This is a genomic window from Chloroflexota bacterium, assembly GCA_013152435.1.
Lineage (GTDB): Bacteria > Chloroflexota > Anaerolineae > DUEN01 > DUEN01 > DUEN01.
Genome location: JAADGJ010000028.1, coordinates 1 through 13,442 on the forward strand (window position 1 = coordinate 1; position 13,442 = coordinate 13,442).

Here is a 13,442-nt window from a genome sequence, read left to right on the forward strand (position 1 = left end):
CTGGGGTTTGGTTCTTTACTTTCTCTACTTTACCCAAGGCGTTCCCTTTTGACTAGTCCCTTCTCCAAAAAGCCAAACTTCAGGGAGGGGCGGAGCCCCTCCGGAAAAAGCCCTTCTTTTGCCTTACCTCCCCCTGCGGAGCTGGTCGTTGAGGGAGACCTCTCAGACATCTTGCCGGTAAATTCTCAGACACGCTCTCAGATCGCACCTTCCTGGGAAAAATCCGCCAATATCATCTTGACACACGCGCGTCGACTATGCTACCATGCATCAAGACCCACTACATCGAGGACGAGAGGTTGAGGGATGTACCCGCAAAGCGAGATCCTGTTCCCGTACCGGAGCATCGCCGCCCTCAAGAACCTGCGCGGCGAGAAATGGCGTAAACTGGTAGAACGAGTAGCCGCCCAACCTGACGGAACGCTGGACACCGTAGCCTTCTCTCTGATGATGATCCGCCTATGCGATTGCCTCAACTGCGACATGGGAAGCTACAAGGCCTCCCTGGGATGCACACTCTGCGCCCAGCGCACCATCGCGGGGAGCAAAGCCGATGACGAAACGCTTCTGAAGGAGTTCGAAAGGGCGCGTCAGGATGTGGCAGCCTATCTGAAGCAACGCGGGCGGCATAAGCCGCCGACCCAGGGACAACGTCCCGTCTCAGATCAGGAGCTGGTTCCCGCATGATCCAGGGGGAAAAGGTACGCTTACGGGCCATCACCCGGGATGATTTACCCCGCTACACGACCTGGTTGAACGATCCCCAGGTCATCGAATATTTCGGCCCGTACCGCCCATGGAGCCTGGAAGACGAAGAGGACTGGTTCACAAAGCAACGCACCGATCCATCGGTGATGAACTTCGCCATCGATGCGCTAGAAGACGGGCAGCATGTGGGCGGATGCGGGCTCAGCCACATCGACCAGCGAAACCGCACGGCCGAATGCGGCATCTTCATCGGCGAGAAGTCCCGTTGGGGACAGGGGCTGGGGACCGACGCGATGCGGGCGCTGATCCGATACGGTTTCCAGCAGCTCAACCTCCATCGCATCTATCTGCGGGTCTACGAGGAGAACCGACGCGCCATCCGAGCCTACGAAAAGGTGGGGTTTCGGATCGAAGGTCGCTGGCGGGAGGCGGAATTCCGCCATGGTCGTTACCATGACATCCTCTGGATGAGCATCCTGGCCCATGAACTTCCCACGTCGTGATGAGCGACCTTGATCACTCACCCGACCTCGCTACTCTGCAAAGGCCACCCCTGTGGTGGCCTCTTCTTCATCTCGCGTCGGCCGACCACGCCCTCCCCCGCCAGCCCGTTCGAATAGGAGCGCATCCTCCGCCGTTCTATTCAACGAACTGGCCCGGCCACCCTCATGCGAGTCGATCATGACCGCTCACGCGACCACCGAAGCAGAATTGATCCGGCGCAGCCAACAAGGCGATGAGCAAGCCTTCGGCGAACTGGTTCAACGCTACTACCGACTGGTGATGAGCATCGCATATCGCCTGTCCAACGACCCACAGTTGGCCGAGGATATGGCACAGGAGACGTTTCTGAAGGCCTGGCAGGCCCTTCCTCGTTTCCGCATCAAGGGGGAAGAAGCCACCGGATTCCGCCCGTGGCTCTGTCGGATCGCGGTCAACACGACCATCGATGAGATGAGACGGCAGCGCCCCATCGCTGACCTGGAGGAAAGCATGATATCTCCGGTCACCCAACCTTCGGAGGCGCTGGACCGAGCCGTCGACGCCGAGGCGGTGCGATCGGCCATCGCTCGCCTGCCGGAACGAAGCCGGGCCGCCCTGATCCTGCGAGAATATGAGGGATTATCCTATCAGGAGATCGCAGAGGCGCTGGACATACCCATCGGGACGGTCATGTCCCGGCTGAATTACGCTCGAAAGCGGCTACGAGAGGAGTTGGAGGCCTATCTCAAGCCGGAAAATCCAAAGGGATAGAGGGATCCTATGCCCGACGATCACCAACCGTGGACCCAATGGCTGATCGCCTATCATGACGGGGAGCTCACCCCCGCCAAACGAGATCTTCTACAAAGCCATCTGTCCGCGTGCCCACGATGTCGGCACGCCCTGAGCGAGCTGAACCGACTACGCGAGGTCCTGCGTAGCGCGCCGGTCCCATGGGCCTCCCTCCGTTCCTCCCGGGAGGTATGGCGACAGATGCGCGAGCAACTCCCTCATCGAAGGGAGACGACGCATTCCCTGCCCCATTGGCTTCGCTGGCTTCCATCCGCCGGCCTGCTTCTCTGCAACGTCACGGCCCAGGTCGTCGGCACGATCGTGCTCCTGATCTCCCTGCTCGCCGCGCTGGGCCTGATCGATCCCCGGTGGATGCCTTACCGGACATCCAGCGTCCAGGCGGACCAGGTGCTAAGCTGGCTCGCGCTGCGCGGCCTCTCGGAGCCGCTGGGCTGGGGGGCCAATCTGATCGCTCTCCCGCCCGAATGGGGCGCTGTGACGGAGTTCGTGCTCTCCGCCCTGATCCTGAGCCTGTTGATCGGGATCCTGAGCCTGGGATACCTGCTGTCCCTCTGGCTTCTGTGGCGACACCACAGGTCGGCCAGGGGTGGGCAGAGGCGAAGCAGCCTGAGGCGCCATGCCAGGCCACCCCGGCGCCCGGCCATCATCACGTGAACGAACGTGGAATCGATAAAACTGGAGGCAAGACATGGATCACATTGACATCCTGCGCCGGTCCCTACACCTGACATGGCGGTCAAAGGCCCTGTGGGTGTTCGGCGCGCTGCTCGCCCTGACCAGCGGCGGAAGCTTCAACTTCCCGCGCGGCGGCCAGGCGCAATGGCGCCTCACCCATCAGGACCTCTCCACCTTGTCCGAAAATTGGGAAGCCCTTTTCCTCGGCATCCTATGCCTTGTCGCCATCCTGATCGTGCTCGCCCTGATCCTACGATACATCGCGCAAACCGGGCTTTACCGGTTGATCGACGAGAAGCTCCTCTATGACCGCACGCCCACCGTGCGACAGGGCTTCGCGCTGGGGTTGGATCGCAGGGCGCTACGGCTCTTCGGCATCGATCTGATCATCGACATCCCTCTGTCCATATTCGCCCTGTCCGTCCTCGCCCTGGCGCTCTCCCCGCTGCTCTTGCTGCTGGTCGACAGCACCGCGGTGAAGATCCTCTCGGTCGTGCTGACCATCGGCCTGGTGCTGATCGCCCTGCTGATCCTGTTCATCGTCGGAGGGACCGTGGGCATCTGGCGCCAGCTGGTAGCTCGCCAGGCCGTCCTCGACGACCAAAGCTGGAGCGAAAGCCTGCGACGAGGGTACGATCTCTTCGTCGCCCAGTGGCAGGATATCCTTTTGATGGCCTTGCTGATGTGGGGAATCGCCATCGGATGGGGAATCGTGACCGTGCCCGTGATCATCCTCCTGGGCGCGATCGCCGTGGCCGCCGGGGGCATACCCGCGTGGCTGGTGATGGGCCTGACGGGGTCCCGATGGGCCGCCTGGCTGATAGGGATCCCCATTGGAGCCACGGTATTCCTGATCCCGCTGCTCATACTCCAGGGCGCCTACCAGGCGTTCCACGCCGCCGTGTGGACGATCACCTATCGCGAGCTGGTCCCCGCGTCGGAGCCCCTGGAGGAATAACCCCCCACCTCCAGGGCAACACTCCGCTATTCCATGTCCTGCAGGGCCCGCACGAGCGCCTGCGTGGTAGCGTACAGCGCGGGCCCGATCTCCGGCCCTATGGACATGCTCTCCTCATAGGAATCCCCCGGATCGAAATAATTCGCGGGAGCGTGGAATTCTGAGGGGTCCAGGATATAGCCCAACTCGTCGTTGGCCAACCCGATCAGGAACCGATACGGCCCCGGCAGCACAGCGCGCAGCTTCAGCCCAAGCCGGGGGAGCACCTCCCCCGGCACCGCCAACATCTGCGCGCCGCCCAGGCTCAACAGACTAGCAGACGTCTCGATGACCGTGCGCCCATCCGCCTGGGTCATATGGCGATGAATGAGCCGGGTCCGATGGGCCATGCTCAGCAGCGGGTTCTCCAACGTCACCTCGAATTTCCGTTGGCGCCACCAGATCCGATCCACCACCAAAAGCGAAGCGTCGGCCAAAGCGTTCAACGCTCGCTCGGCCAATCGCTCCCCCATGCGCTGCGCCTCAGCAAAGGTATGAGCGGGGACATCCGGCGTCATCATGCCGCCGAGATCACCACTGAAATGGATCGCCGTTCCACCGTCAGCGGACTCGATGCGCGCTCGCAGGAAATGCGGAAAGTCGGAGGTGATGACCGTGTTCTCGCTCCCCAAAACCTCCGGGTGGCACGGGAAGTTGGTCACCGTGGCGATCGCCGTTCCGTCGTCCTCCTCCACGCGCAAGACGGACAGCTCGTCGTCCACGATGGAGGGATCACGGGCGTTACGAGCCAGCCCGGGCGCCGGCACGGACGCTGCCCGCAGGCGTGCGGGGCGCAAGCCATCGACGGCCTCGATGATGGCCTCCGTCGTCTGGGCACGCACCCAGGCGAGGTAGTCCTGATCCACGCCGGACGTGATGCGGTTCGGCCCCCACAGCCCCAGCGTATCCGGCCCCGAGTGCGTATGGGTGGAGGCGATGATCGCCCCTTGCAAGGGTATGCCGCGCCGCGACACCTCTCCCAGGATCAGGAAGACGTCGTCTTGAAAAAGCCCGATCAGATCCAGGGCCGCCAACGCGATGGTGGTCACCCCATCGCCGAGGGCCAACGCCCGCACCCAGAGATCGTCATGCACGGCGGTGGCCACGCGGTTGATCCCGAACCCGGCCAGATACACGCGCTTCTCAGCGGGATCAGGCGTGATCTTGCGAACCGCCGCGCCCGCCCGCAGAGGGCCGGGTTCCCCCGGCGGAGCCGCCTGTGGCTCCCATCGGACCGACGGTGAGGTCGATGTTCCCATGACACACCCCCCTATCCAAACCCCCAGGGAAGCGAGCAACAAGCGCCCCAGCTCCCGACGGGAGATCCGGCACTGTCGTGTCCTTTCCCACACTTCACGCTTCAATGCGATGCCGCCCGCCATGGCACAGCAGGGTTTCAATCCGCCTGGAAGGCCTGACGCATCTGCTGGATCACGTAGAAGGGATCCGTGCCGATCACATTCGCCGCATAGAGCTCCATCGCACCGATGTCCCCTGTGCGATTGACGGGATCCCCGCGATCCACCAAACGGAAGATGACCGGGAACCCCGACCAGTCCTCCGGCACCGGGGCCAGCGGGGGCAGATAAAGCGCCACATTGAAACTGAACACGCCCATTCGGTCCCGGAAGCAGGCCAGCGCCCGATACAGCGCCCGTTTGAGCGCATCCGTCAGATGGGGGGCGATGAGCAGCGTCTCCCGCTCCTTGGCCGGGGTGAGGTAGGCCAGCACGCGCACCCCATCCGCCTCAAAGCCCAGCCCCAGGTCCGCATGCGCCATGTACAAATCATCGAAATAATTGCTATCATGAGCGGCCCGGTACGCCACCGCCGCCCGCCGCCACCCCTCGATCCGGGCGTAATGCATATCCTTCGTCATCGTCACCTGGGCGTGGCCGTGGATGATGCTGGCCGCCGCCTTCCACAGGCAGTTCCACATGAAGAAGAAGTAACGGGCGTCGGGGTCGCAGGCCATCACCTCATCCGCCCAGGCCAACGCCGTGGTGATGTAATCCACGACCTGCTCCTCGCCGAACTGCAAGGGGTCGTGCTCTCGGAAGATCACCAGGCCGTGGAAGCCATCGTATTTGGCGATGTTCGAGGCGGTGACGCAGTGCTTTCCCCACACCCGGCCGAAGATATCCTCCGGCGTGCCCGACTCCGGATGACAGAAGGGATCCCCCGTCTTCGCGCGAGCTTCCATCACCAGATCGCTCGGCCCTCTCGCTTCAATGGGACGGCGGGCACGCAGCTCGTTGAACAGCGCCCCCTCCAGGGTGACCTGGTTGGTTACCTTCACAATGCGCTGGGCCATGACCACGTCCACGGAGCCGAAGTACCCCCGGATCCAGGCATGCATCGATTCCGGCGGATCCAGATGCCCCACCGTCTCGCTCACGTGAAAGAGGCGCTGGACGCGCTCCCGAGCGTCTCGCGGCAGCTCCGATATCATCCTGGGCAAATCCACGATGCCCGGCCGGATCTCGGGCAACGACTCTGACAACGGCTCACGCACCTTCTCGAATTCCGCCGCTCTTCCCACGTTGCCTCCTCCGTTACTCGTCACCACCCATTCGCTCAGCCGTGCTTCCGCGACGCAATACATCGTACTCCTCGGGGCGATGTGCGCCGTGCTTGGTGGCGATCGCCCGATAGTACAGGTCCACATACTTTCGAGCCGATCGATCCCAGGAGAAATCCGAGCGCATGCCCCGCAGCATCAGCCGACGCCACACGTCCCGATACTTGTAGGTCTCAGTGGCCCGCACCAGGGTGGCGTACAACGCCATGGCATCATAAGGCTCAAAGGAGAACCCGTTGCCCTCCTGAGTACGGGGATCATAGTTGGCCACCGTATCCGCCAGCCCCCCCGTAGCCCGCACCACGGGGACGGCCCCATACCGCATCGCGATCATCTGCCCCAGGCCACACGGCTCGAAGCGGGAGGGCATCAGGAACATGTCGCAGCCCGCGTAGATCCGCTGGGCCAGCGGGGCGTTGAAGGTGAGGAACACGGAGATCCGCTCCGGGTAACGCTCGTGAATACGCTCGAACAGATCGTGGTACCGTTGCTCGCCGGTGCCCAACAGGATGAACTGGCTGGGCACGTGCTGCATCCAGGCGTCGATGATCTCCGCGATCAGATCGAACCCCTTCTGGTCGGTTAGACGGGAGATCGCTCCGATGAGCGGGATGTCGTTGCGCTCCGGCAGCCCAGCCTCCTGCTGCAGAGCCGATTTGTTCGGCAGCCGATCGTCCAGATGATCCACATCGAAGTGAGAGGTGATATGGGCATCGGTCGCGGGGTTGTACAGATCATAATCGATGCCATTGAGCACGCCAAACAGCCGGTCACGCCGGTCCCGCAAGATGGGGTCCAGCCGCTCGCCGAACTCCGGCGTCAGGATCTCCTGGGCATACCGCTCGCTGACGGTGTTGATGATATCGGCGAAGAGGATCCCGCGCGCCATCAGATCCACCACATCGTTCAGGTCGGGCGCCAGGTCCGGGTGGGCGATGAAACCGTACTCGTTGATGCCGGCGATCTCCAGGACACGATAGCCAAAGATCCCCTGGTAGGCCAGATTGTGAATCGTGTATACGGTCGCCACCTCGCCGAAAAAGGGATCATCCCGATAGATCGTCTGCATCCAGTTGGGGATGATGGCCGTGTGCCAGTCATTGCAATGAACCACATCCGGGCGCCAGTCCATCTGGCGGCACATCTCCAGAGCCGCCCGGCAGAAGAAAATGAATCGCTCGGCGTCGTCGGGATACATGTAAATCCCCTCCCGATCAAACAGCCGAGCGTTCTCCACGAAATAGACCGGCACTCCATCCCCAATGCGCCCCTCCAGGATGGAGGCCGGCTCCTCCATATCATCCATGGGGATGGGGAAGGGCTCCAACCTGGGCCTGAGATCAAATCGCTCGGGCGAGATGCGACCATACCGGGGCATCGCCACCCGGATGTCATGGCCCAACGCCCGGATCGCCTTGGGGAGCGCCCCGGCCACATCGGCCAGTCCGCCGGTCTTCGCAAACGGGACAACCTCCGCGGAGAGGTAGAGCACTTTCAAGGGGCGTGGTTCGCTCATATCAGGTCCACCTTCAGGAAGAAGCTCACATCAGGAGAGACAGGCCCCACCCACACGAGGACCGAGGGCGGCCCCAGCCAACACGTCGAGCATCCTAGCATAGCCCCAAGGCTGACGCAAATCGGCCGGGGCCAGAACGGCTCAGCTTACCGCCCGGGTGACCAGATCGAACAGGCCCAGCAGCTTGGCACTGGACACGACGACCACGGCCACCAGGATCCGGTGGACCCACACGGCGGCCCCCGGCCGGGAGGCGAACTGAGTTCCCGCCCACGCCCCCATCATGTTCCCGGTCGCCAGAATCAGGCCGATGCCCCAATTCACCTGACCGTTCAGCAGAAACACGATCAGGGCGGGGACCGTGAAGACCAGGATAATGAGGACCTTGATCGCGTTCGCCCGCACCAGGTCAAATCCGGCGCCCAACACCAGGCCGGCCAACAGGAAAATGCCCACCCCGGCCTGGATAAATCCCCCGTAGATCCCGATCAGGAAGAACAAGCCCATCTCGGCCAACCCCGGCCGTTCCCGGACCTCCCCGCCCCGCCCCTGCAGCCAGCGCTTGGGATTGATCAGCATCACGAACAACATGATGACCATGATCACGCCGATCGCTCGCTGCATGGTCGTCTCGTTCAGGTCCACCGCGATGCGGGCCCCCACGATCGCTCCTAGGGCGGCAGGGCCGGCCAGCCATAACGCCTGTCGCAGATCCAGCAGGCCATGTGATTGGAAGCCACGCACGCCGACGATGTTCTGCAACAGGATGGCCACCCGGTTGGTGCCGTTCGCCACTGTGGCGGGGAGCCCCAGGAAAATCAGCAACGGCAGCGTGATCAACGAGCCGCTGCCCGCCAACGTGTTGATGAAGCCACAGGCAAACCCCGCAGCGATCACGGCCGGATAGAGATACCAATCCATGAATCTTCCTCCTCTCCTTTCAAGATAGGGGTTGGCCCACAGAAAACCTGAGGTATCGTACACGCTTTGACGATCTTGTCAATCGTCTGCTGCCCCGGGTCGTGTCTCCCTTTTTCGATGGGAAATACAGCGGGGAGCCTTGAGGAATGCAGCCCCTCAAGGAACCTTCCCGGCTTCCGTCCTCACCTACGCCAAAAGAAGACGATTTGATTTTTCCCTGCAGGTGGGTTAAGATAGCAGGCGCCAGGCTTCCCACAACATCCATTGCATCCTTCAGCTCGAATATCCGTCCGCTCTCCGAAAGCGAGCCCGAGGGATGAGATGCCTTGTGTTCTCCAGACAGCATGATCAGGTGAATGTGTCCATTCCATGACCAGCAAACTTGCCCGCTTCTGCGATGCCCTTATCGAGGCCGGATGGCTGGCGGCGCTTATCACCGTACCGCTCTTCTTCAACGTCTATTCCTCGCGCGTCTTCGAACCGGATAAGATCAGCGTGCTGCGAGCCATCGTCTTCGTCATGGTCGGGGCATGGCTGGTCAAGCAGGTGGACGGCCTGGCACGCCCCACGAAGGCGCAGCGCCCTCTGCGGGAGCAGATGCGGGAGATCATCCGTATCCCACTGGTGCTCCCTACCCTGCTCCTGGTCCTGGCCTATCTCATCAGCACGATCTTCTCCGTGGTGCCACGGATCAGCTTCTGGGGATCCTATCAACGCCTCCAGGGCACCCTGACCACCCTCTGCTACATCGCGATCTTCTTCCTGATGTTGGGGCACCTACGACGTCCCGCCCAGCTCCGACGCCTGTTCTATGCCGTCATCCTCACCAGCGTGCCCATCAGCCTTTACGGCATCTGGCAACGGCTCCAGCAGGATCCCCTCCCGTGGGGCGGCGATGTGGTTCATCGGGTGGCGGCCAACATGGGAAACCCCATCTTCGTCGCCGCCTATCTGATCATGGCCTTCTTCCTCACGCTGGAGCCAATGACCGAGGCCTTCGCCCGCATGTGGGACGTGGAGGGCGGGAGCCTTTGGGATGCGATCCTGGCCGGCTGCGGCCTGTTCATCCTCATCATCCAGGTGACCACCGGGATCGTCCTCAGCCAGAGCCGAGGGCCTTTCCTGGGCTGGGTCGCCGGGCTCTACGTCTTCGCCCTGCTGGTGCTCATCGCCCTCTGGAGGTGGGCGCTGACGATGCCACAGGTCCCCGGCAGCCTGCGCCGGGCGCTCCGCTGGGTGTGGATCGCCCCCATTATCCTGGCCCTGCTCCTGGGCGGCTTCCTCGTCCTCTTCAACCTTCCCAACAGCCCCCTGGCCGGGCTACGCCAGGAGTCGGGGCTGGGCCGCCTGGGTACCATCCTAGACCTGGAGACCGGCACCAACCGGGTCCGCACGCTGATCTGGCAGGGGGCCGTGCGCATGATCGCCCCACACGAGCCCCTGGCCTACCCGGACGGCTCGGAGGATCGGTTTAACGTGCTGCGCCCGCTGATCGGCTACGGCCCGGAATCCATGTGGGTCGCCTACAATCCCTTCTATCCCCCCGAGCTGGCCCATCTGGAGCGACGCAACGCCTCGCCGGATCGGTCGCATAACGAGACGTTCGACGCGCTGATCATCACCGGGCTATTCGGCTTCCTGGCCTACTTTTATCTGTTCACGTCGATCTTCTACTATAGCCTGCGCTGGCTGGGGCTCATCCGCACCCGCTCCGACCGAAACCTCTTCCTCGCGCTGGCGGCGGGCAGCGCCGCGCTCGGCATCGTGATCCCGTGGATCCTGGACGGTTCGCTGCGCCTGGCGGGTGTGGGCATACCCTTCGGATTCATCATCGGCGTGGTCGGGTTTGTCACGCTGGCAGCGTTCCGGGCCCGTCGGGACGTGATGGACACGGAGGCGCCCACCGCTGCACCCCGAGACCCTCGTCGGGAGCTGCTCATCATCGCCTTGCTCTCCACCATCGTGGCCCACTTCGTGGAGATCCACTTCGGGATCGCCATCGTCGCCAGCCGGACGTACTTCTGGGCCCTGACCGCCCTGCTCGTCGTGGTCGGCACGGGACGGCTGCAGGAGGCCCCCGCAATGGCCGAGGCCACCCCTCCGCCCACCACACGACGCCGCCGACGCCAGCGCCGACGGCGCCCTCAGCCCCAGCCCGATACAGGCCGCTCCACGCTGCTCGACGTGTGGCCCTACGTGGGCATTGGCGCCCTGATCTTCATCACCCTGGCATACGACTACATCACCAGCGTGCCGAAGAATCTCAACACGTGGGAGATCTTCTGGCGCTCGCTCACGACCCGATACGACACCCAGACCAGGCAGGGCGTCCCAGGGTTGGGGATCATCTGGCTGCTCGGCTTCACCTGGCTGGTGGGAGGCCTGCTGCTGGTCGGGCAGCTGGGCCAGGTCAAACGCTGGACGGCCCGGCAGGCGCTTCGGGCGTTGGGGGCGTACACGGCGGGCTGCTGGGCGGTATTTCTCGCTTTCGGGCTCTACCAGGCGCACCGGATGGCCTGGCGCCCCGCCCCCGGCGAGTCAGCCCTCACCCACGTGGCGAATCATTTCCTGATCTACGTCGTGGTGGTCATCGCGACCATGATCGGAACCGCAGCCCTCCTGTGGCTACAGGAGGATCGCTTCCGCCTGCCCCCCTATGCCACCCTGTACGCGCCCCTGGCGGGGATCGTCACGACCGTCATCGCCGCCATCGTGATCCTCAACGTCTGCGTCCACCCCATCCAGGCGGACATCTACTACAAGCAGGGACAGGCGTACGACGCGGAACGCCGGTGGACCCAAAGCGCCATGCTGTATCGACGGGCGCTGGACCTGGCGCCCAACGAGGATTATTACTACCTCTTCCTGGGACGCGCTCTGCTGGAGCAGGCACGCCAGACGAAAGATCCGAACGTCCGGCAACAATTGCTGCAGCAGGCCGAGGAGACGCTGACGCGAGCCCAACAGCTGAACCCCCTCAACACGGATCACACGGCCAACCTGGCTCGCCTCTATCGCAATTGGGGCGAGCTGATGAGCGATCCCAAGGAAAAGGAAGCGCGTTGGCAACAGTCGCTGCACTATTACGAGCTAGCCGTTCGGCTCAGCCCCAACGCGGCGCATTTGTACAATGAGTGGGGATTGGTTCATTACCTGTTGGGCGGGCTCTACTGGCAACAGGGACAACAGGATCTGGCCAGAGAGCAGTTCGACCAGGCACTGGCCCGCTATCAGCAGTCACTGGCGCTGGACGCCCGGTACGAGCAAACCTATCTGCTTATGGGCGATCTGTATAACGCGCTCGGGGAGTGGGCCAAAGCCGCATCCGCATACGAGAAGGCGCTGGCGCTGCGCCCCAACCAGCCGCAGGCATGGAAGGTATGGAGGGCGCTTCGGGACATCTACGCCCGTCAGGGCCGCCTGGAGGACGCGATCACCGCCGCCCAGCAATACCTCCAATACCAGCCCAACGATCCCTCCGGTCATGAGGCGCTGGCGCGGCTCTACGAGGAAACAGGCCGTCTGCGTGACGCGCTGGCGGAAGCCAAGCTGGCACGTGACCTAGCGCCGGAAGAGAAACGCCCGGCGCTGGACCAATACATCACCCGATTGGAGAATCGGCTGAGCCAACAGCCATGATCACACGTTACATGTTGATTCTAACCAGCGCGCTGGTGCTCGCCATCGGCGGGACGCCCATGGCCCGCTATGCGGCCCTGCGCCTGGGAATCCTGGACCAGCCCAACGCCCGGAAAGTGCACACCAATCCGATCCCGCTGCTGGGCGGGGTGGCGATCTACGCGGCGTTCATCCTGGCCCTCGTCCTGTTCGGCGACAAATTTTATGTCAACCAGATGGTGGGGATCTTCGTAGGCGCCACCCTGGTGTCCTTCATGGGGCTGTGGGATGACCGCCGGGGACTCTCCCCCCTGCTGCGGCTGGCCGGGCAGATCGTCGCCGCCCTGATCCTCATCGCCTCCGGCGTCCAGGTGCAGCTCTTCCGGTGGCCCCTCCTGAACATCGCCATTACAACGCTATGGGTCGTGGGGATCACCAATGCGCTGAACTTCCTGGACAACATGGATGGGCTGGCCGGGGGATTGGCCGTCATCGCTGCCACGTTCTATCTGCTCCTGGCGCTGATGAGCGGACAGTACCTGGTGGGGGCGCTGGCGGCCGCGCTGTTAGGCGCGTGCCTGGGGTTCCTGGTGTACAACTTCAACCCGGCCAGCATCTTCATGGGCGACAGCGGATCGCTCTTCCTGGGCTTCATGCTGGCGGCCGTGGGCATCAAGCTGCGGTTCCCCGACAACGTCTATATCGTCACCTGGATGGTCCCCGTGCTAGTCATGGGATTGCCCATCTTCGATATGACGCTGGTGGTGTTCTCCAGGCTGCGCCGCGGGCTGAACCCGATGACCTCGCCCGGCCGGGACCACATCTCGCACCGCCTGGTGAGGATGGGAGCCTCTCGCCGGGAGGCGGTGCTGATCTGCTACCTGCTGGCGGGAGCTTTGGGAATCCTCGCCCTCTTCGTCACGCAGGCCTCCATTGCGGAGGGATACACGGTGGGGGCGATCGCCGCCGCGGCCGGCCTCTGGGGCATCTGGCGTCTGGAGAAGGTCCTGTAGGCCGTTTTACCGGCAGTTTTTCTCGTCAACACGGCGCAACTTACCTGCACCTCAAGCGTTACAACAAGTGCCCCCCTCAAACGAAGAAGGGCACACCTATCCAACCTCATACACAAG

General features: G+C 63.1%; 10 protein-coding genes and 1 pseudogene. 7 read left to right on the top strand and 4 right to left on the bottom strand.

Annotation, left to right across the window (positions count from 1 at the left end):
• Nucleotides 1-306: 306 nt before the first annotated feature.
• From GXP39_03580 to GXP39_03600, 5 genes are all read left to right on the top strand, one after another.
• Nucleotides 307-687: a hypothetical protein gene (locus tag GXP39_03580; protein NOZ27121.1), complete on the top strand. Its 381-nt coding sequence runs from the start codon at nucleotides 307-309 to the stop codon at nucleotides 685-687.
• Nucleotides 684-1,211 carry a GNAT family N-acetyltransferase gene (locus tag GXP39_03585; GenBank protein NOZ27122.1) on the top strand — a complete coding sequence of 176 codons (528 nt, stop codon included), beginning with the start codon at nucleotides 684-686 and terminating at the stop codon, nucleotides 1,209-1,211. The genes GXP39_03580 and GXP39_03585 overlap by 4 nt, the downstream gene beginning before the upstream one ends.
• 178 nt (nucleotides 1,212-1,389) lie before the next feature.
• Nucleotides 1,390-1,962, top strand: coding sequence for a sigma-70 family RNA polymerase sigma factor (locus GXP39_03590; protein NOZ27123.1), 573 nt, complete (start codon nucleotides 1,390-1,392; stop codon nucleotides 1,960-1,962).
• A 9-nt stretch (nucleotides 1,963-1,971) separates the two neighbouring features.
• On the top strand, nucleotides 1,972-2,658 hold the full coding sequence (locus GXP39_03595) for a hypothetical protein (protein ID NOZ27124.1): 687 nt from the start codon (nucleotides 1,972-1,974) through the stop codon (nucleotides 2,656-2,658).
• A gap of 34 nt (nucleotides 2,659-2,692) precedes the next feature.
• Nucleotides 2,693-3,637: a hypothetical protein gene (locus GXP39_03600; protein ID NOZ27125.1), complete on the top strand. Its 945-nt coding sequence runs from the start codon at nucleotides 2,693-2,695 to the stop codon at nucleotides 3,635-3,637.
• Between the two features lie 92 nt (nucleotides 3,638-3,729).
• On the opposite strand, the pseudogene GXP39_03605 reads toward GXP39_03600, so the two are convergent.
• The 4 genes and pseudogenes from GXP39_03605 to GXP39_03620 all read right to left on the bottom strand — a co-directional run bounded on the left by GXP39_03605 (nucleotide 3,730) and on the right by GXP39_03620 (nucleotide 8,694).
• Nucleotides 3,730-4,866, bottom strand: a pseudogene (locus GXP39_03605) (hypothetical protein).
• 206 nt (nucleotides 4,867-5,072) lie between these two features.
• A complete protein-coding gene (locus tag GXP39_03610; GenBank protein NOZ27126.1) occupies nucleotides 5,073-6,128 on the bottom strand; it encodes a hypothetical protein in 1,056 nt (351 codons plus the stop codon).
• A gap of 103 nt (nucleotides 6,129-6,231) precedes the next feature.
• Nucleotides 6,232-7,773 carry a glycogen synthase GlgA gene (glgA, locus tag GXP39_03615; GenBank protein ID NOZ27127.1) on the bottom strand — a complete coding sequence of 514 codons (1,542 nt, stop codon included), beginning with the start codon at nucleotides 7,771-7,773 and terminating at the stop codon, nucleotides 6,232-6,234.
• 141 nt (nucleotides 7,774-7,914) lie between these two features.
• Nucleotides 7,915-8,694 carry a sulfite exporter TauE/SafE family protein gene (locus tag GXP39_03620; GenBank protein NOZ27128.1) on the bottom strand — a complete coding sequence of 260 codons (780 nt, stop codon included), beginning with the start codon at nucleotides 8,692-8,694 and terminating at the stop codon, nucleotides 7,915-7,917.
• Between the two features lie 369 nt (nucleotides 8,695-9,063).
• Between GXP39_03620 and GXP39_03625 the strand changes: the two genes are divergently transcribed.
• Nucleotides 9,064-12,333 (top strand): tetratricopeptide repeat protein, encoded by a 3,270-nt coding sequence (locus GXP39_03625; GenBank protein ID NOZ27129.1) that lies wholly within the window; start codon nucleotides 9,064-9,066, stop codon nucleotides 12,331-12,333.
• A gap of 11 nt (nucleotides 12,334-12,344) precedes the next feature.
• Nucleotides 12,345-13,325 (top strand): undecaprenyl/decaprenyl-phosphate alpha-N-acetylglucosaminyl 1-phosphate transferase, encoded by a 981-nt coding sequence (locus GXP39_03630; GenBank protein NOZ27130.1) that lies wholly within the window; start codon nucleotides 12,345-12,347, stop codon nucleotides 13,323-13,325.
• The last annotated feature ends 117 nt before the right edge of the window (nucleotides 13,326-13,442 follow it).